Annotated in this window: 23 protein-coding genes; 18 read left to right on the top strand and 5 right to left on the bottom strand. The window is 68.0% G+C overall.

Annotated features, from left to right (window positions below):
* Positions 1–40 precede the first annotated feature (40 nt).
* Positions 41–1180, bottom strand: coding sequence for a DUF2336 domain-containing protein (locus Q0812_RS10675; protein ID WP_302110320.1), 1140 nt, complete (start codon positions 1178–1180; stop codon positions 41–43).
* Between the two features lie 152 nt (positions 1181–1332).
* Between Q0812_RS10675 and Q0812_RS10680 the strand changes: the two genes are divergently transcribed.
* From Q0812_RS10680 to Q0812_RS10690, 3 genes are all read left to right on the top strand, one after another.
* On the top strand, positions 1333–2016 hold the full coding sequence (locus tag Q0812_RS10680; protein WP_302110321.1) for a class I SAM-dependent methyltransferase: 684 nt from the start codon (positions 1333–1335) through the stop codon (positions 2014–2016).
* 89 nt (positions 2017–2105) lie between these two features.
* The gene (locus Q0812_RS10685; RefSeq protein ID WP_302110322.1) at positions 2106–2861 is read left to right on the top strand and encodes a class II aldolase/adducin family protein; all 756 of its coding nucleotides are present in this window, start codon (positions 2106–2108) and stop codon (positions 2859–2861) included.
* Positions 2858–3499 (top strand): hypothetical protein, encoded by a 642-nt coding sequence (locus tag Q0812_RS10690; protein ID WP_341923607.1) that lies wholly within the window; start codon positions 2858–2860, stop codon positions 3497–3499. The genes Q0812_RS10685 and Q0812_RS10690 overlap by 4 nt, the downstream gene beginning before the upstream one ends.
* 128 nt (positions 3500–3627) lie before the next feature.
* On the opposite strand, the gene Q0812_RS10695 is transcribed toward Q0812_RS10690, so the two are convergent.
* Positions 3628–4137, bottom strand: a complete 510-nt coding sequence (locus Q0812_RS10695; protein ID WP_302110323.1) for a c-type cytochrome — start codon at positions 4135–4137, stop codon at positions 3628–3630.
* Positions 4138–4254: 117 nt separating this feature from the next.
* On the opposite strand from Q0812_RS10695, the gene Q0812_RS10700 reads away from it, so the two are divergent.
* The gene (locus tag Q0812_RS10700) at positions 4255–4800 is read left to right on the top strand and encodes a hypothetical protein (RefSeq protein ID WP_302110324.1); all 546 of its coding nucleotides are present in this window, start codon (positions 4255–4257) and stop codon (positions 4798–4800) included.
* Here Q0812_RS10700 and Q0812_RS10705 read toward each other — a convergent pair.
* Positions 4797–6557 (bottom strand): tetratricopeptide repeat protein, encoded by a 1761-nt coding sequence (locus Q0812_RS10705; protein ID WP_302110325.1) that lies wholly within the window; start codon positions 6555–6557, stop codon positions 4797–4799. The genes Q0812_RS10700 and Q0812_RS10705 overlap by 4 nt on opposite strands.
* Positions 6558–6799: 242 nt before the next feature.
* Here Q0812_RS10705 and Q0812_RS10710 point away from each other — a divergent pair, with 242 nt between their 5' ends.
* The 3 genes from Q0812_RS10710 to Q0812_RS10720 all read left to right on the top strand — a co-directional run bounded on the left by Q0812_RS10710 (position 6800) and on the right by Q0812_RS10720 (position 8526).
* Positions 6800–7798, top strand: a complete 999-nt coding sequence (locus tag Q0812_RS10710; protein WP_302110326.1) for an RHS repeat-associated core domain-containing protein — start codon at positions 6800–6802, stop codon at positions 7796–7798.
* Positions 7799–7801: 3 nt separating this feature from the next.
* Positions 7802–8119, top strand: coding sequence for a hypothetical protein (locus Q0812_RS10715; protein WP_302110327.1), 318 nt, complete (start codon positions 7802–7804; stop codon positions 8117–8119).
* 98 nt (positions 8120–8217) lie between these two features.
* Entirely contained in the window at positions 8218–8526 is a 309-nt protein-coding gene (locus Q0812_RS10720; protein ID WP_302110328.1) for a hypothetical protein, read from the top strand.
* Between the two features lie 85 nt (positions 8527–8611).
* On the opposite strand, the gene Q0812_RS10725 is transcribed toward Q0812_RS10720, so the two are convergent.
* On the bottom strand, positions 8612–8881 hold the full coding sequence (locus tag Q0812_RS10725; protein ID WP_302110329.1) for a hypothetical protein: 270 nt from the start codon (positions 8879–8881) through the stop codon (positions 8612–8614).
* A 35-nt stretch (positions 8882–8916) separates the two neighbouring features.
* On the opposite strand from Q0812_RS10725, the gene Q0812_RS13765 reads away from it, so the two are divergent.
* The 5 genes from Q0812_RS13765 (at position 8917) to Q0812_RS10745 (ending at position 11384) form a co-directional block, all read left to right on the top strand.
* Complete coding sequence (locus Q0812_RS13765; RefSeq protein ID WP_425281566.1) at positions 8917–9042, top strand: hypothetical protein; 126 nt, start codon at positions 8917–8919, stop codon at positions 9040–9042.
* Entirely contained in the window at positions 9039–9464 is a 426-nt protein-coding gene (locus tag Q0812_RS10730; RefSeq protein ID WP_302110330.1) for a hypothetical protein, read from the top strand. Before Q0812_RS13765 ends, Q0812_RS10730 begins: the two co-directional genes overlap by 4 nt.
* 80 nt (positions 9465–9544) lie before the next feature.
* A complete protein-coding gene (gene flbT, locus Q0812_RS10735) occupies positions 9545–9952 on the top strand; it encodes a flagellar biosynthesis repressor FlbT (RefSeq protein WP_302110331.1) in 408 nt (135 codons plus the stop codon).
* A complete protein-coding gene (gene flaF, locus Q0812_RS10740) occupies positions 9933–10337 on the top strand; it encodes a flagellar biosynthesis regulator FlaF (RefSeq protein ID WP_302110332.1) in 405 nt (134 codons plus the stop codon). Before flbT ends, flaF begins: the two co-directional genes overlap by 20 nt.
* A gap of 213 nt (positions 10338–10550) precedes the next feature.
* Complete coding sequence (locus Q0812_RS10745) at positions 10551–11384, top strand: flagellin (protein WP_302110333.1); 834 nt, start codon at positions 10551–10553, stop codon at positions 11382–11384.
* Between the two features lie 66 nt (positions 11385–11450).
* Here the strand turns inward: Q0812_RS10745 and Q0812_RS10750 are convergent, their stop codons facing one another.
* Positions 11451–11867 carry a hypothetical protein gene (locus tag Q0812_RS10750; protein WP_302110334.1) on the bottom strand — a complete coding sequence of 139 codons (417 nt, stop codon included), beginning with the start codon at positions 11865–11867 and terminating at the stop codon, positions 11451–11453.
* A 325-nt stretch (positions 11868–12192) separates the two neighbouring features.
* On the opposite strand from Q0812_RS10750, the gene Q0812_RS10755 reads away from it, so the two are divergent.
* From Q0812_RS10755 to Q0812_RS10780, 6 genes are all read left to right on the top strand, one after another.
* Entirely contained in the window at positions 12193–13023 is an 831-nt protein-coding gene (locus Q0812_RS10755) for a flagellin (protein ID WP_302110335.1), read from the top strand.
* A 91-nt stretch (positions 13024–13114) separates the two neighbouring features.
* The gene (locus Q0812_RS10760; RefSeq protein ID WP_302110336.1) at positions 13115–13411 is read left to right on the top strand and encodes a hypothetical protein; all 297 of its coding nucleotides are present in this window, start codon (positions 13115–13117) and stop codon (positions 13409–13411) included.
* Between the two features lie 144 nt (positions 13412–13555).
* Positions 13556–14386 (top strand): flagellin, encoded by an 831-nt coding sequence (locus Q0812_RS10765; protein ID WP_302110337.1) that lies wholly within the window; start codon positions 13556–13558, stop codon positions 14384–14386.
* Positions 14387–14671: 285 nt separating this feature from the next.
* The gene (locus Q0812_RS10770; RefSeq protein WP_302110338.1) at positions 14672–17311 is read left to right on the top strand and encodes a transcriptional regulator; all 2640 of its coding nucleotides are present in this window, start codon (positions 14672–14674) and stop codon (positions 17309–17311) included.
* Between the two features lie 60 nt (positions 17312–17371).
* Complete coding sequence (locus tag Q0812_RS10775) at positions 17372–18049, top strand: hypothetical protein (RefSeq protein WP_302110339.1); 678 nt, start codon at positions 17372–17374, stop codon at positions 18047–18049.
* Positions 18049–18459 carry a hypothetical protein gene (locus Q0812_RS10780; protein WP_302110340.1) on the top strand — a complete coding sequence of 137 codons (411 nt, stop codon included), beginning with the start codon at positions 18049–18051 and terminating at the stop codon, positions 18457–18459. Before Q0812_RS10775 ends, Q0812_RS10780 begins: the two co-directional genes overlap by 1 nt.
* Positions 18460–18540 lie beyond the last annotated feature (81 nt).

Consider the following 18540-nt stretch of genomic DNA (forward strand, 5'->3'; position numbering starts at 1 on the left):
CTATTCCAGCCCAGCGGAGCGCCCTGTCAAAGGCTTTGCGTCAGCTCTGAGCGATTTCGGCGATTTCCGCCCGGAAGGCGCGTCCGGCCAGCACAGCCGCTTCGCGGAAGGGCGTCAGGTCGGACGGCAGCAGATCGCCGTCGCCTGGCAGGCCGCCGGTGCACTTGCGCAGGTCTTCGATCAGGCGGGGGAAGACGGCCCGGTCGATGCCGACGGCGGCGCAGGCCAGGGCCAGGGGCCGCAGAGACGTGGAGCGAACGGCCAGGCGCACCGCTTCGACGGGGAAATCGCCGAGCATGGCCAGACCGTTCTCGAACAGGCCCAGCCGGCCCTCCATGGCCACGCGGACCAGGTAACCGTGCTTCAGCTGGCCTGCGGCGCGCAGCTTGGCCACAAGACGGCGCTCCATCTCGTCGCGCTCGGGCTCGACCGGGGGCGGGCCCTTGCGGGGTTGCGTTGACGGGCGCGCGTCGGCGACCGCCTGATCCACGGCGGCCGCCAGGATCGCCTCGTCGATGACGAAACGTTCGCAGATGGCCTGCTTCAGGGCCTCGCCGACGAGGAGGTAGAGCTGTTCGGCCATGACCGGCGTCAGGCGCGGATGGCGGGTCAGGGGCGCGCGCAGGGCGGCCAGGCGTTTGGACTGGTCGACCAGACGCTTCATTCCGACGTCGTCGATCTGGGCGGTGGTGTTGCCGGCCAGGGCGATCAGGACGGCAGGCTCGGCCCGGTCCAGCACCGCGTCCACCACCGCGCCGCCCAGGTTGGGCCTGCGGGCCACCTCGATGTGATGGTCGATGGTCGCGTCCACCAGCACGCGCAGAAGGTCACGGTCCTGGAGAACGGGGCTGCGAGCGATGATCGGCCGGGCGATCTCGATGTCGTCCAGGGCGAGCATGTTGACGAGCGCGCGGGGCGCCCAGTCGGCGTCGGCGAGACGCTGGGCCAGGGCGGCGCGAATCCGCTTTTCGGCCTGGGCGACGAGGGTCAGGAAGACGTCGGTGGCGACGGTGTCGGCCTGGGCCCGGGCTTCGGCCGGGGCGGCTTCGCAGAGGTCGACAATGCCCAGCAGCAGGCGCTCGCGGTCGCTGACCGCGCGACTGCGCGCGAGGCTGACCAGATTGTCCGCGGCCGGCTCTGGGCCGTTTGGGGCGCCGTCATCGGCGAAAGCCAGGCTCACGGGCGATCCTCGGGACAGGGAACTTAGCCGTTTCCTGCTACAGGGCGTCGCGTAAAGGCACGGTTAACCGCGCGCTAATCATTGACGGGGCCGTCCGAGCCTATGCCCAGCACGCGGTCTCTGACGCGCAGCGCCCGTGCTAGGCTGTGTCCATGCTCATGCGCTCATCCTCCCGCGTGGACGCCGTCCGCGCCGGCCTCATCGCCGACCACCAGGACACCCCCTATTACGACCAGGCCGAGGACCCGGTCTGGGTCGGCATCTTCTGGTCCGAGCCGTCGATCTTCCTCGACGGGTTCCGACAGCTGGATCTGTCCAGCGTCATGGAGCTGGCCTGCGGGCGCGGCCGCCACGCCGAACAGTTCGCCGACCGGGCGGGCAAGGTGGTTCTGATCGACCCGCTCAAGGCCAACGTCGAAGCCTGCCGCCGCCGTCACGCCCGCCGCCGCAACGTCAGCGTCCGGCGCAACAACGGGCGCGACCTGTCAGGCTGCCGCGACGGCGAATTCACCGCCGTGTTCAGCTATGACGCCATGGTGCATTTCGAGGCCACGGACACGATCCGCTATCTGGGCGAGATCGCGCGCGTGCTTCGGCCGGGCGGCCGGGCGCTGCTGCACTACTCGACGGACGACAGCCGCCCCGTGGGCTCCTACCGCGACCATCCCCGCTGGCGCAGTTTCTTCTCCGAACCGATGATGCTGCACTTCGCCGGGCGGGCGGGCCTGCACGCCCTGTCCAGCGTGCGCACCAGCTGGCCGCCGAACAACGGCGAGCCGCCCGTGGACGGCTGCATCCTTCTGGAGAAGACACAGCCTATGCAGTTGAAATCGTGAGGTCGAAGAATCGCGCGCGCTAATCATTGACGCCCGCGCCCCGCCCGGGACAGTTTCGCGAGGAGCAAGGCAACGTCAGGGAAGCGGTCATGGCTGCGGCGTCGATCAAGGACCAGGTCTCACCCGAGGAGTGGAAGACGCGGGTCGAACTGGCCGCCCTCTACCGGCTGGTGGCGCTGCACGGGTGGGACGACATGATCTTCACCCACATCTCGGCGCGCGTGCCGGGGTCCGAGACGCACTTTCTCATCAACCCCTACGGCTTTTTCTTCGAGGAGATGACGGCGTCCATGCTGGTCAAGGTGGACCTGGACGCGAACATCGTCAGCGAGACCCCCTACTTCATCAATCCGGCGGGCTTCACCATCCACTCGGCCGTGCATGCGGCCAGGCCCGACGCCCATTTCGTCATGCACCTGCACACCGACGCCGGCGTGGGCGTGGCGGCGCAGAAAGAGGGTTTGCTGCCGATCAGCCAGAACGCCACGCTAATCGCCGATCAGGTGGCCTATCACGGCTATGAGGGCCTGGCGCTGGAGCACGAGGAGCGCGAGCGGCTGGTGGCCAATCTGGGTCAGAAGAACCTGATGATCCTGCGCAACCACGGAACGCTGGCGGTGGGCCGGTCGGCGGGCGAGGCCTGGATCGGCATGTTCTTCCTGGAGCGCGCCTGCCGCCAGCAGGTGGCGGCCCTGTCCGCCGGGCGGGACAACGTGCTGACGGCGCCGGACGAGGCGGTGGCCCGCAACCACGGACAGGGCGGGGCGCTGGGCATGGTCGCCGGACTGGCCTGGCCCGGCGTGCTGCGCCAGCTGGACCGGCAGAACCCCGGCTACGACGTTTGAGGTCGGCTGCTTTCGCCCTGGCGGCCTGGGGCGCCGCGTGCGCCCCCGCCCTGGCCGGCGCCTGGCCGCAGCCGCGCGGCGACGCCCAGGTCATCATGAAGTGGGAGCGGATGCAGGCCGACCAGGCCTTCGATCCCGACGGCCTGCTGGTGGACCTGGCGGTTCCGCGCGAGGACGAGGCGCTGTCGCTGTATGGCGAGTACGGCCTGACGGACCGGCTGACCCTGGTGGGCCGCACCGAGTGGCAGAGCGGCGAGGACCAGTTCGCCGACTATTCCGGGCGGGGACCGAGCGAGATCGGCCTGCGCTACACGGCCTGGCGCGATGAAAGGACGAGCGTGGCGGTCCAGGGCGTCTATGCGGCGCCGGGTGAGGGGCGCAACGCCGGCTACGCCGCGCCAGGGGAGGGCGAGGGCGACTGGGAGATACGGCTTCTGGCCGGCCGCTCAGGCCAGATGAAACGCCTGTGGCGGGGGGCGCCGGTCTTCGCCGAACTGCAGGCCGCGCGTCGTTTCAGGGCCGGGCTGCCGGACGAGACGAGGCTGGACGCCACCGTGGGCGTCGACATCTCTGAAAACTGGAGCCTGATGAGCCAGGTCTTCGCCGGTCAGGGCGATGGCGAGTTCGGTCCCCGCTGAGTGAACCACGAGATATCCGTGCTGCGGCGCGCCGGGGCCTGGCGCCTGCAGGCGGGGTGGCGCACGGCGCTGTCAGGGCGTGAAACGCCGGCCTCTTCCGGTCCGGTGATCGCGCTGTGGCGGCGCTTCTAGGCTGTCGCCCCAGCGGCCACGCGCAGGTAGGCGATGAGGTCGCGGCGGTCCTCGGCGTCGCGGATGCCTGCGAAGGTCATCTTGTTGCCGGGCAGGGCCTGGCGCGGATTCTCGATCCAGGGGTCGAGCGTTTCGGCGGTCCAGATCCATCCTGAAGCCTTGAGTGCATCGGAATAGCGGTAGGCGCCGTGGGTCGCGGCAGGCCGGCCGAACAGGCCGTAAAGGTTGGGGCCCACCGCGTCGGGTCCGCCCTCGGGCAGGGTGTGGCAGGACCGGCAGCGGGCGAAGACGCGCTGGCCGTTCTCCAGGTCGGCCTCGGCATAGGCGACCGGCAGCGTCGCCAGCGCCGTCTGGACCGCGGCAGGGTCGAGCGGCTGGACCGTCGGGGCCGGAGCGGGCGGCGCGGCCGGAATGTCGGTGTTGGACCCGGTGTCGGACCCAGAGTCCTCACCCGCTCCACAGGCGGCCAGCCCCAAGATCAGAACGGCGGCGGCGATGAGGCGCATGGCGAAGCTCTCCTAGGCGTGATCGGCCCTGCTCTACCAAGGACGATGCAACCCGTCGACGGCTCGCGCTCTTGTCAGTTGCCAAGCGGGCGAACGTGGTTCTGCATGGGGCTCAACATGAAAGGCTCATCAATCATCAGCGCGGCGCACCTGAAGCGGCGGCTGGGGCAGTACGCGGCCCTGTGGCTGGGCGGCTTCCTGCTGGGTCTGATCGCCATAGCCGTGCTCAGCTGGGTGCTGGGCGACCTGATCGAGGCCGTCGACTGGGTTCTGCCGCCCCTGCTGCTGCTCACGGGAGCGGCGTACGGCGGCGGTGTCGTAATCACCCTGATCTCGAAGGAGACGCTGGGGACCAAGCTGCTCGTCGTGGCCCTGGCGCTGCTGATGCTGCTGCCGCTGCTCTGGGCGCCGGTGTTGTCGGCGGTGGTGGCGGCCTATGTCGCCGACCGGTCGATCGAATACTCCCAGGCGTACGCCGCCTTTCGCATCGCGGTTTCGAACCTGCTGTACCCGCTGGCGGAATGGCTGGGTTCGGGCGGGTGGCTGGACTGGCTGTGGAGTCTGTTCCAGTGGGTCTCGACGGTCGTGGGCTTCCTGTCGGCCTGGGCCAAGATCTGGCCGGGGATCCGGCGCTTCCTGGGACCGGAGCCGGAGGAAGCCTAGCCGATCTCCGCCCGCAGGGCCGCGGCCATTTCTCCGATGACCACATCCCACTCGCGGAAGGTGGGCGCGTGGAAGACGCGCATTACCGGATAGGCGGGGCAGTTTTCGGCGCCGAACACCGTCCAGGCCTCGGGCGAGGCCATCATCCAGACATTGGCGCCGGAGGCCGCCGCGATGTTCTGGGTGGCGTTGGCCGGTCCCATGACCAGGTCGAGCGCGCAGGACAGGGCGGCCACCTCGTCCAGGTCGTCCTTGAGGTCGATCCCGGGCGGGCTCCAGACGTCGACGCCCAGCTTGCGGGCCTGGGCCAGCTCGTCCGAGCAGTCGCCGTACTGCAGATTGACCATCACCGCGCCGGGCGTCTCCAGCACCGGGCGCCACTGCTCGAAGGCGGAGTAGTGGCGCGAGCGGGCGCCGGCGGTCTTGAGGCTCTTCCACAGGAGGCCGACCTTGTAGCCGGGGCCGAGGGCGTCGAGCTGGGCCTTCCAGTGGGCGACGCGCGCCGGCTCGGCGGTCAGGAAGGCGGGCCGCTGCGGGAATGCCTCGGGCCGCGAGCGGAAGCGCCGCCACAGCGAGGCGATCGGCGTGAACAGGTCGAAGCCCTGGTCGTCCGGCCAGGGCAGGAACCGGACGACCTTGCCGCTGACGTTCAGGGTCTTGTGCGCGGCCACGGTCACGCCAGGGAAGCTGCGCTGCACCAGCGGGACCAGCCGCCGCTCGACCGCCAGGTGCAGACGGCCCTCCGGGCCCAGCGCCTCCAGCAGATCGGGAATGACGTTCATGAACAGCACCTCGTCGCCCAGGCCCTGTTCGGCGCTGACCAGCAGGGACTTGCCCGTCAGGTCGTCGTCCGGGGACCAGCGCGGCAGGTCGGTGGCGAAGTGGACCGTGTCCAAGGCCTCCTTCGAGAAGCGCACCTCGTACTCGTCGAAGCCCTCCTTGAGGCGGCCGACGCGCAGCAGCGCGAAGGCGCGCGCCAGGCGCATCATGTCGGTCTCATAGCCGGGTTGCGCGCCGGGCAGGGCGGCCTCCAGCTCGGCCAGCGCCTCCTCGGAACGGCCCAGGGCCAGGATGGCGTTGGCGCGGTTGTAGCGGGCCTTGGCGAAGCCGGGGTCCAGCCGCAACGCCTCGTCGAAGAAGGGCAGTGAGCCCTCCATGTCGCCCTTTTCCGACAGCACCGTGGCCAGGGTGTTCCACAGCACCGGATGCTCGGGCCTGGCCTGAATGACCGTGCGCAGAAGCTCGATCGCCTCGCCCTGACGGTCCATGTCCCTGAGCGCGCAGGCGAGATTGTTGACCGCCTCCACATGGCCCGGCTCGCGCAGCAGGAAGTGGTGAAACAGCTTTTCGGCCAGCTCATTGTGGCCCAGCCGGTGGGCCAGCCGGCCCAGGTCGTTGGCGATGCCGTGCTCCTCGGGGCGCAGCTTGAGCGCGGTCTCATAGGCGTCGAGCGCGGAGGCGACGTCGCCGGACTTCTCCAGGCAGATGGCCAGGAGGTGCCAGGCCAGACCATTCGTCTCGTCGGCCTCCAGCGCCTTCAGGATGGCGGCGGTTCCGTCGGCCCAGCGCGCCTCACGCATGGCCGCCACGGCCTGATGCAGCAGGGGCGTGACGGCGTGGGCCTTCAGATCCTGGATGGCCGCCTTGAGTCGGGCCACCGCATCGCCCGAACCGGCGTCGCCCATGGGGCCCTTGGCCAGTCCAGCCTGGGCGGCGAGCGGGGCGAGGTCATCAGCGGCGGCCGGACGAGCGGTCATGGAATCACCCAAGGGTCAGACGGGATGATCCACCGTCGCGCGCCGACCGTTAAGGCGTCGCTAACCATGATGGCTGGTGAGGCCGCGCCCGTCCAGACCTTGCCATGCGGGGCGGCGGCTGCCCTACTGTCAGGCTTGAACGTCGGGAGTTGTGAATGGCCCTCGCAGCTCGAGACAGAACAATCCGGCCAGGCCGCTGCGCCTCGCGGCTGCCGACGACGCAGCCTAGGACGTCGCGCTCCGTGTCGCTGCGGCGAGCGTGCGCCTTCAGCTTCCGGGCCATCGACGGCCTGAGGCCGGAGATCATCGCCGAGAACCGCCACTCGCGGCCCGAAGGCGGGGCGTGGGCCCATGACGGCACGCACTTCTACGTGCTGGGCCCGAACCCCGACGAGCGGCTGATCTATATCGATCACCAGAACCAGGCCTTTTACCCGCACACGGACAAGCGCGGCTCGACCATCGCGCTCAGCCGAAACGGCGCGGCCACCGAGCGGTTCAGCTACAGCCCCTTCGGCGAGGGCGGCCAGGGCCCCACCGGCTACGCCTTCCGCTACACCGGCCAGAGGCTCGATCCCTGGACCGGCCTCTACGACTACAAGGCCCGCGTCTATTCACCGACCCTTGGCCGGTTCCTCCAGCCCGACCCCGCCCTCTGGGTCGATGGGCCGAACCTCTATGCCTACGTCGGCAACGGGCCGACGAATGGTGTCGACTCCAGCGGTTTGGCCACTCATAAACCGGAGCCGGAGCAAAAGCCTGACGAAGCTCCGGATGCGAAGCCGAGCGACGTAACGGAGGTGGAGCCAGTCATTGTAACTGCCTCACAAAGGGGAAATCGGGGAAGAGCAGGCCGCGCATGGTCGCCTCAACAGGAACTGCACTGGCAGATGTATCAGCGTGCCCTTGAGCGCATGTTGCGGGTGAATCCGAACTACCAAACCGTGACGGATCCCAATCGGCCTCCGCCCCCTGAGCAATCAGCGCGGCTTAATGCGGAAGCTGCACGGCTTGAGGCGTTAGTACGAACAACACCCTCTCAAAACCCTGACGCTTTCATCCGACTTCCAGGCCGACAAGGGTATCTGAACCGTCAGGATGGTTCCTTGTGGCAGCGAGACCGAGCTGGCGAACGCGGTCACGGCGGAGTACAATGGAAACGATGGGATTCTAGATCTGCTTGGGAAAACGGTAGATCATATAGATCATACTGGCCGGACGGACGCCCTCGCGGTGATTAAAAGATGCAAACTCTTACTGAGATAGTGCAAGAAGTCTTAGAAAGATGGATTTTGGCGTCCCGCGGTGAGTCGCACGATATGTTCGATCTTGCAGATGAGGTTTCTCAGCAGTTTGAAGAAAGTAATATTCCCATGATTTACAATGCTGCGATAGATGCCCTTGGAATATTATTCCATTCTGGAGAGGTTGTATCAAATTCGAAGCGGTTCATCGACAAGCTTGAAGCGCTTACGGTTGACCGGCTGAGAATATTGGTCTCATCCCCGATTGAGATAAATATAGAGGAAGCGCGTTTTGCGCAAAAAGCTCTTGGACTGTGAGGCCTTTGTAAAAATCAATATGTGCTGAGAACGCAGTGCTTGTCATCCCCGAATCCTCAGAGTTGAGGAATGCCAAGGTCCGGGACCGCGGCAGGCTAATGGACTCCGGCTTCGCTTCGGTGGACGCTCTGATCGGGCTGACCATCTTGGCGGCTGGAGTGGCGCTGGCGCTCCAGGCGTTGTCCCAGGCGCAGAGGCTGACCCACCGCGCCGAGATGATGGCCGAGGCGCGGCTGCTGATTACGAGCGAGACCGGCGGCTCCCAAGTCCGCTTAACTGAAACCCTCACGCCCCTGGCTGACCGGGCCGGCCTGTGTGAGCGCCGCCGTGTGGTGCGCTCGACCGGCGGGCGCGAGCACGCCCTGATCCAAACGCTGCGCTGTGCCGATGCCGGCTCCGCGTCCTGACCGCTTTCCTCGCAAGCCGAACGGCTATGGCCTGGCCGATCTGATCGCGTCCATGGCCATGCTTGGTTTGGCTCTGGCGGGCCTGTCACAGGCAGTGCATGTGGGGGCGCGGTTGCAGCGGCGCGCGGGCGAGGACGCGGCCCAGCTGAGCGCCGGGCGGGCGGCCGAACGGACGCTGCAAGCCACGCTCGCCACCGTGACGCGCGACACTCCGATCAACGGCGCGCCCACGGACTTCAGCTGCGGCGACGACAGCTCTGGCGGTGTGGACCGCATCATGGATTTCCAGGCCGGGATCGACCGGATCGACCTCAGCCGTATCGATGCGAACGCTGGGTTGGCCAAGCTTTTTCATTCGTCTCATCTTTCACAGGCGCGGCGGGGCAGGCTGTGCTCACCTACGACGCAGTCAACAACCGTACGGCGCTGGGTCTGGATACGGACGGGGATGGCCTGGCTGATTTCCAAGCTTATCTTAGCGGCAACGTCTCTTCGGTCTCAGGATGGCTGCTATGAGAAACCTGGTTTCTATCATTTTCGGCCTCGGCCTTCTGCTCGGCTGCGGACAGGCGCCCAGCCGTGCCGCTACCGATACGCCTCAGCCTCGCACTGACATCACCGACGCCATGGCGCGCCAGCAGCTAGTTCAGGCTATCGCCGCCAAGCCGGAAAGAATTCGTGGCGCCGAAGTTCTCACAATGGGGCGGGAGCGGCGAGGCCATGCCTATTGGTGCGGCTATCTGCGCCTGCCCACAGGGGAGGTGACGTCATACGGTTTCAACTTGGCTGATGACGGTCAGCGTTGGCTTCTAGGTGTTTCCGATATGGGTCGGCCTGACCGTACAGAGGTTTTTCACCGCGCTCGTGTGCAGGCTTGCGAAAACCTCGGCATCGACATGACGCCTCCAGAAGAGCCTCAGCCGTCGGCCCCCCATTAAGCCCACGCTAACCATGATCCCGGCCATAAGGGGGCGTTAACCCGCCGCTCCCTAGCGTGGCGGGGAGGGAGATGGGCCCGATGCCGCTGAAACTGTCGCTCAAGCCTGGCGAACGCTTCGTGCTGAACGGCGCGGTCGTGCAGAATGGCGACCGGCGCGCCTCGCTGGTGCTGCAGAACAAGGCCTCGGTCCTGCGCGAGAAGGACATCATGCAGGCGGACGAGGCCAACACCCCGGCCCGCCGCATCTATTTCCCGGTCATGATGATGTACCTCGATGAGGCCAACGCCGACCGGTACTACGACGAGTTCGTGCGCCGCCTGACCGAGTTCATGCAGGTGGTGAAGAACCCTCAGGTCCTGGCGGACTGCGTCGGGGCCTCGAAGCAGGTCATGGACCGCGAGTACTACAAGGCGCTGATGACCACGCGGCGGGTCGTCGACTACGAGGACGAGAGGTTGGGCAAGAATGTCGGTTCAGGCGTATAGAACCGCCGCCGCCCGGGCCGAGAGCCCGCGCGAGGCCGAATACCGTCTGTTCGGCCAGGTCACGCACGCCCTGCTCGAGGCCGACAAGGCCGATCCCTCCGACTTCGCCAAGCGCATCGACGCCCTGGACTGGAACCGGCGCGTCTGGTCGGCCCTGGCCACGGCCTGCGCCGATCCGGACAACGCTCTGCCCGAGGCCGCCCGCGCCCAGATCATCTCGCTCAGCCTCTGGGTCTCCAAGCACACCTCGGCCGTCATGCGGCGCGAGGAGGAGATCGAGCCCCTGGTCGAGATCAACCGCATCATGATGCAGGGCCTGGCCCCCCAGCCCCAGGCCCCGACTCAGGCCCCGACCCAGACCTCGGGCGCGCCCCAGGCGGCGTAAGCTTTACCGCGCGCACTGCTTTTGCCGGGCAGTTCCTGCCCGCCGTCCGCTATCGGCCGACCGTCTCTTCGCTATCTCCCGAAAATCGCAGGTAAATGATCGCGCGCGCGGGAGTGCGCCGTGGCGCGCGGCTTGCCATGCGCAGGGCAGAGCAAAAACCGCTCAGCGGCCAGAAGCGCCGCCAACCCCGACCAGAATGGAAGGAACGACCGAATGCTCGGCAACTCGGTAAACACCAACGTGGGCGCGATGATCGCGCTCCAGAACCTGAACGCGACGAACGTGGACCTCGCGACGACGCAAAACCGCATCAACACCGGCAAGAAGGTGGCGAGCGCCAAGGACAACGGGGCCATCTGGGCCATCGCACAGTCCCAGCGCTCGGACATCATGGCGCTGGGCGCGGTTCGCCAGTCGCTGGACCGCGGCATCGCCGCGACGGATGTGGCCATTGCTGCGGGCGAAAGCGTGTCGGACCTCCTCATTCAGCTGAAAGAGAAGGCTCTGGCCGCCAAGGACTCGTCCCTCAGCACGGCCTCGCGCAACGCGTTGAACGAGGACTTCAAGGCCATCCGCGACCAGATCGCCAAGACCGTCTCGAACGCCACCTTCAACGGGGTCAACCTGTTGAAGACGGGCGCCGTGGCGTTCCAGGCCCTGGCCAATGCGGACGGCTCGTCGGTCCTGACGGTCGGCGCGGAGATCCTGGCGCTGAGCGGCGCCGTCGTCACCATCACGACGACGGACGTCATCAACACCGTCACGACGGCCACGGCTGTCCTGACCAAGGTGGACGCCTCGATCTCGAACGTGTCGGCGTCGCTGGCCCGCCTCGGCACCAAGTCCAAGGCCCTGGGCACCCACCAGACCTTCGTGTCCAAGCTTCAGGACACGCTCGAGGCGGGTGTGGGCAACCTGGTGGACGCGGACCTGGCCAAGGAAAGCGCCAAGCTCCAGGCTCTGCAGACGAAGCAGCAGCTGGGCATCCAGGCGCTGGGCATCGCCAACCAGGCGCCGCGCAGCATCCTCAGCCTGTTCCAGGGGTAGCGTTCCGACAGCCCCGTTGGATGAAGACGGGAAGGGCCGGCTCTCGAAAGGGGGCCGGCCCTTTTCTTATGGGGCCGTGCTCGTCCGCCGGCGCGCCAGAAACAGGCTGACCAGGCCAGAGCCCAGGCCGGCCAGGGCGCCGATCAGGATCAGGTTTCTCAGCCCCTCGTCATCGCCGGGGCCGTCGAGCAGGGTGACAAGCGCCGTCACGGCCGCCCCGATGACCGCCGCGCCAATCACATAGACGACCGCGCGGCGGGGCGAGAGCAGGGCGCCCGTCACGAGGCCCGTCAGCACCGCCGGGATCGCGCCGAACAGATAGGCGAAGGGCGTCATCCACAGAAAGGCCAGCCCGACCGGGCCGTCCTCGGCCGAAGCGCCTGCGAATCCGTAGGCCAGCACGGCGAACCCCAGCAGGCCGAACAATGGCCCCACCAGAAGGAAGGTCAGCGCGGTCCACAGCGCGGGTTTAAGCCTGGTCATGCGGTTGCGCCCCTAGCCATCACAGCCACGCTTCCACGACTCGGCGCGGACAGCAATGCGGGTCGGCGGCGCCTGTCCGCGGGGGCGGCCCCCGGCGGCAAGAAACGCGCGTCCGACCCGGCAGATTTTGCCGACCCGGCCGGCGACCGGCAGTACTTGCCGGGCCGGGAACGCGGTAAACGGACCTATAACGCTATAAAATCAGCACACTAAGGGGAAATCTTCGGCCCTGTCGTTGGCCCGGCCCTTGCTGCAAGTCCTTCCGAGCAAAATGCTCCCGACAGCCAAAACGGCGTCGGACACCTTGAAAGAAGGAACACGTGCCATGGCGCTGAACAGCGTTAACACGAACGCCGGGGCGATGGTCGCCCTGCAGAACCTCTCCGTCACCAACTCCGAACTGGCCACCGTTCAAAGCCGCATCAACACCGGCAAGAAGATCGGCTCGGCCAAGGACAACGGCGCGATCTGGGCCATCGCTCAGTCGCAGCGCAGCGAAATCGCTTCGCTGAACGCCGTGAAGGACTCCCTGCAGCGCGGTCAGTCGGCCACCGACGTCGCCATCGCGGCCGGTGAATCCGTGTCTGACCTGCTCATCTCCCTCAAGGAGAAGGCGCTGGCCGCCAAGGACACCTCGCTCAGCACCGCCTCGCGCAACGCGCTGAACGAAGACTTCAAGTCCATCCGCGATCAGATCGCCAAGGTCGTGTCGAACGCTTCGTTCAACGGCACCAACCTGCTGAAGACCGGCGCCACGAACTTCGCCGCCCTGGCCAATGCCGACGGTTCGTCGGTGCTGACCGTGCGCGCCGAGATCATGGCCCTGTCGGGCGCGGTCGTGACGGTGACGACCTCGGACGTCATCAACACCGTGACCACGGCTACGGCGGTGCTGACCAAGCTGGACGCCTCCATCGCCAACGTGTCGGCCTCGCTGGCGCGTCTCGGCACGGGCTCCAAGTCGCTGAACACCCACCTGGGCTTCGTCTCGAAGCTGCAGGACACGCTGGAAGCCGGCGTGGGCAACCTGGTGGACGCCGACCTGGCCAAGGAAAGCGCCCGCCTGCAGGCGCTGCAGACCAAGCAACAGCTGGGCATCCAGGCGTTGGCGATCGCCAACTCCTCGACCAGCAGCCTGCTGGGCCTGTTCCGCTAACCGGACGACGGGGGCGGCCCTCGGGGGCCGTCCCCACCTTCGGCCGAAAAGGCCGGGGACCTAGAGGCGCCGCGAAGGCGGCGATGAGGAGATGAAAACGAATGTCGGGAGCATCAGTGCGGTAGAGTTCGACGCAGCCATCAGCCCCACGACCTCGTCGGGGCGTTCCAGTCTCTCGGATCGCCGAGGCCAAGCTCAGGCCGAAGCGGACCGGCTGGCCCGTTACAAGCTCATCATCGAGCAGGGACCGGGCGGACACGGGTACGTCTACAAGACGCTGGACCGCACCACCGGTGAGGTGGTCAGCCAGTTTCCCCGTGAGGAGCTGCTGAGGCTGCAAGACAGTCCGGACTATTCAAGCGGCTCGGTGATCGACACCTCCGCCTGATCCAGCCGGATCCGCGCTGAATATCGATAGACGACGCGCAGGGGAGCCCCCCGGCGCGGCTTTTGGCGTTTACATCCGTTAACCATACGAACACGACTCATGCCTAGCTTCCCTTCCGAGAGCCCTCGGAGGGGAAGAAATCCGATGACCACGAGCGTCCATACCAACGCCTCGGCCCTGGTGGCCCTGCAGAACCTCAATGCCACCAACGACCGCCTCGCCGACGTGCAGAACCGCGTCAACACGGGCCTGAGGGTTCAGGGCGCCAAGGACAACGCCTCGGTATGGGCCATCGCCCAGGGGCAGCGGGCTGATGTGGGCGCCCTGGGCGCCGTGAAGATGAGCCTGGACCGCGCCACCTCGATCGCTGACGTGGCGCTCGCGGCGGGCACGACCGTCTCGGACCTGCTGAACCAGCTGAAGGAAAAGGTGGTCGCGGCCAAGGACAACTCGCTGAACACCCAGTCGCGGGCGGCCCTGAACTCGGACTTCCGCGCCATCCTCAAGGCCATCACCGACACGGTGAACAATGCCGAGTTCGATGGCGGCAACATCCTGAACAACGGCACGGACATCCGCTTCATCGCCAACGCGGACGCGGACTCCTTCATCACCCTTCAGGCCAAGAACCTGAGCCTGGGCGGCTCGATCATCACCATGGCGGCGACGGCGTCGATCTCGACGGTGACGCTGGCCACCTCGGTCCTCACCCAGCTCGAAGCCTCGATCGCCAACACCAATGCGGCGCTGGGCCAGATCGGTTCCCAGGCCAAGCAGATCGAGACGCACAACAAGTTCGTCAGCCTGCTGACCGACACGCTGGAGGCGGGGATCGGCAATCTGGTGGACGCAGACCTGGCCAGAGAAAGCGCGCGGCTTCAGGCCCTTCAGGTGCAGCAGCAGCTGGGCGCGCAGGCGCTGTCGATCGCCAACCAGGCGCCGCAGATCATCCTGTCGCTGTTCCGCGGCGGCTAAGCCGGGTTCAGCGGGCGTGGATCATTCGCCCGCCCGAGCGGCGGCGCGAGTGGTGGGCCCGCCGGCCCAGGCCGTACATGGCCAGGAACGTCTCCCACAGATGCTTCAGGGCGCGCATGACGGGTCTCCCCAATCGTTGCCGACCCCGGATAACCGGCGAGGGCGGGCTACGGTTCCCCTGCTAGGGCGATGCTTCGCCAGAAGCGGTCGGATCGCGGCGCGGAGCGCTCGGGCGTTAACAGCTCTTAAGCCGCGGCGGCCGCACTCTACGGCCGGGAGTCCCGCGTGATCGACAGCAGCTATCTGTTGGGCCTGTTCGGCCAGAGCTACACGCCCGCCTTCGGCGGCGGAGGCCTGGGGCTGGGCGCTTCCAAACGCCAGCCGACGCCGCCGTGGGACAGCCGCGCCTCGGCGCCGCCGCCCTCGGAGCTGTTGCGCACCGCGCTGTCGACGCGCCAGTTCGTCAATCCCAAGGCCGCCCAGCTGGACGTGGCAGGGGCCTCGGAGGACTACCGCAATCTCTTCGCCCTCTATCAGGGGCTGACCCTGCTGAACGCTCTGGCCAACCGGGCGGCGGCCAAGGGCGTGTCGAGCTTCGAGATCGACCGGCTGAACACGACCTTCGCCAAGGGGCTGGCCGAGATCGGCGACTTCATCGCCAAAACCGACTTCAAGGGCGTGGACCTGGCGCGGGCGCAGGCGCTGGAGACGGCCCGCTCCACAGGCGGGGTGCAGCGGCCGGCCAATGAGTACCGGACCCCGCCGCTGCATTACGGCGCCGCTGATGAAGCGGTGGCCGCCTTCCAGGGCGATGTGGCCTTTACGCTCAAGGTCTCGGGGCTGGCGGGCGACAAGAGCGTGGTCATCGACCTGGCCGGCATGGGCGGCCAGACCCGCTCCATATCCAACGTGGTCAGCTACATAAATCAGCAGCTGGAGGCGGCGGGCGTGCAGACCCGCTTCGCCACCGAGCGGATCAAGGCGCCGCCGCGCACCATTGATGTGGGCGGAAAGCCGGTGAATCTGCCGACCGGCCAGGACGGCTGGGCCCTGAAGATCGCGGGCAGCTCGTTGGAGACGCTCAGATTCGAGGCCGCCCAGGCCGACGCTGTCTACGTGCTGCAGCGGCCTGACGACGGAGATGCGGCCCAGCTGTTGAAGTTTCAGACGGGCGCCGGCGCGCCTGCGGCCATCGCCCGCGCGGGCGAGACGCACTGGGTCGAGGACCGCGCCTTCGCCGTCGACCTGCCCGGCCAGATCAAGGCCAGCCGCGCCATGGCCTCGGGACCTGACGGCTCGGTCTATGTCGTCGCCGATGTGGCCGGCACAGTGGAGGGGCAGGCCGTGCGCGGCGAGCGCGACGTGGCCTTGCTGAAGTACGATTCCGCCGGCCGACTGGTGCAGGTGAGGGCGCTGGGCGCGGCGGACTCGGCCCAGGGCTTCGCGCTGGCCGTCTCGGCCGACGGCAAGGTGGCGGTCGCCGGTTCGGTCAGGGGCGGACTGACCGGCGCGGGCTCGGCGCCTGGCGCGCAGGGTGATCTGGACAGCTTCGTCACGGTCTTCGACGCTGACGGCGGCGAGCTTTGGACCAAGCGGCGCGCGGCGCGGCTGGAGGACCAGGCCACGGCGGTGGCCTTCGGCGCCGACGGCTCGGTCTATGTGGGCGGCAAGGCCAAATCGGCCATGACGGGCGGGGCCCCTGTGGGCGGCTGGGATGGCTATGTCCAGGCCTTCACCTCTACGGGCGCGGCCGGCTTCACGCGCCAGTTCGGCACGTCGGGCGACGACGCGGTGCAGGCCATCGCCGTCGAGGGCGATCGCCTGATCGTGGCGGGCGCCGGGGGGGACAGCGCAGTGCTGCGCGGCTTTGACCTGGCCAACAACGGCGCAGAAGCCGGCGTGCGCGACCTCGGTCAGATCGGCGGCGGCGTGGCGGCCATGACGCTGGACGCCGGACGCCTCTACGTCGCTGGAAGCACCCGCAACGCCAGCCTTGGCGGCGTGACGCCTGCAGGCACGCATGGCGGCGGGCAGGACGGCTTTGTCCTGTCGGTGGACGCCTCGCTCAGCGCCGACGCCTCGGATCGGCTGTTCTTCCATGGCGGCGCCGGAGAGGACGCCGTCACGGGCCTGGCCGTGCGCGGCGGCAAGCTCTGGCTGACCGGCCGCACCGATGTGGTGCAGCAGTCGCGCGACGGCTCGATTCCAGCGTCTGGCGCGGGCTATCTGATGCGTCTGGACGCCGCGACCGGCGCGGCCGAATACGAACGCGAGATCGCCACCCGCACGGGCGTCTCGGCGCCCCTGGGTCTGGCGTTTTCGGCGGGCGGGGCCAGCGTGCTGGACCGACTGGGTCTGCCGCAGGGGACCATCGACTACACGCCGTCGCAGAAGCTGGTGGACGCCACCGCCCTGCGCGCGGGGGATCAGTTCGTCATCCGCAGCGGCGTCTCGCGTCGGTCCGTGACCATTGAGGCGAATGAGACCCTGGCCAGCCTGGCGCGCAAGATTCAGATCGCTTCGAACGGACGCCTGAGCGCCGGAACCTATCGCGAAGAGGGGCGCGAGCGGCTGAAGGTCGAGGCGCGCGAGGGCCGGGATGCGGTCGAGATTCTGGCCGGCCCCGCGGGCAAGGACGCGCTGCGCGCCCTGGGACTGTCCGAGGCCCTGATTAAGGACGCCGATCCGGACGGGCCCAAGACCTTCGGCCTGATGCTGGCCTCGGACCTCAGCCTCGCGACGCCCGATGCGGCCAAGCGGGCCGGCGCGGCGCTCCAGGACGCCATGACCCAGGTGCGGGCGGCATACCGCTCGTTGAACCTGCCGACGGGGCCGGGGGCGATCACCGGCCAGGCGCCCGCCTATCTGACCAATCAGCTGGCCAATTATCAGGCGGCCCTCTCGCGTCTGACGGGCGGCTTCTAAGGGCGGTTGACCTGAACCCCGGCTCGCGCGTTATTGCGCCGACTGGTTCGCGAGGCCCTGATGAGTTCTCCTGACGACGGACGTGGCGGCAAGACCGTCCTGATCGGCGGCGCCCTGGCCGCGGTGGCCGTGGCGGTGGTGGCCGGCGTGCTGCTGACGCGCGGCGGCGGCGAGGAAAAGAAGGCCGAGCCTCTGCCGCCCTCGGGGCTGCAACTGGACGTGGCCGAGGCCCCGACCCTGGACCCGGATCGCGAGCTGCGCTGCTTCGTCGACGGTCAGTTCGTCGGCATGGCGACCCTGTCGGTCTGCGCCGAGCGCAACGGCGTGGCCGCCCAGGCCCTGGACGTGGGTCTCGATGAAAGCGGCGCGCTGGTGGCGGCCCCGACCGCCTCCCTGGCGCCGCCGCCCGAGCTGCCGCCTCTGGTGGAAGAGCCGGAACCCAAGCCCGTGGAGACCAGCCAGCCTGAACCCGCGCCGCAGCCGGCGCCCAGCGGCTCGGCCTGCCTGCGCTTCAACGGCTCCAGCTGGACGCAGCTGTCCCCGAACATGAGCCTGAACGCTTGCGTCCAGGCCCTGTTCGCCGGCGAGTGCCAGCGGCCGGGCGGGGCCTCTTACGGACGATGGGGCGAGGTCACCCTGCGTCTGGTGCCGCGGCGGGTGGAGCAGTCCTTCGACAACCGCCGCTTCGTCACCCTGGTTGAGCAGACCCGCAACTGCGGCATTCCGGAGATCCGCTGATGCGTCTGAGCGCCGCCCTCGCATTGACCGCCGCCGCCGTGGCGCTGAGCGCCTGCGAGCAGCCCAAGATCGTGGCCCCGATGGACCGGGGGGTCTGCTACTACGTGGTGCCGCAGGAGGACGGGACCGCCAGGTTCCACGTGGTCGCCCGCGACCAGCAGTCCCTAGAGTATTGCGCCGCCCGCCTGGAGGAGATGCGCGTGCGTTTCCTGCGCCAGGGCGGCAACCGGCGCGAGGTCACCGGCGCGTACCAAGGTCGCTTCATCTGGGTCAGCCCGCGCGGCGTCTCGGTGTCCGAGGGCTGGGAGGGCGTGCGCTACTTCTCATTGGCCCGCACCGGCGACGGGCGGCTGGCGATTCCTGGCGCGATCCAGCGCGACATGGACGCGGCCCAGGCCCCGGCGGGCTGATCCGCCTGGGGATTGAGCGGAACAAACTTAGAACATTCTCTTGGCGGCGCGCTTAGGCGCCGCTAGGATCAGGCCGGTATA

Origin of the sequence: Peiella sedimenti (assembly GCF_030504955.1) — a bacterium.
GTDB classification, from domain to species: domain Bacteria; phylum Pseudomonadota; class Alphaproteobacteria; order Caulobacterales; family Caulobacteraceae; genus Brevundimonas; species Brevundimonas sedimenti.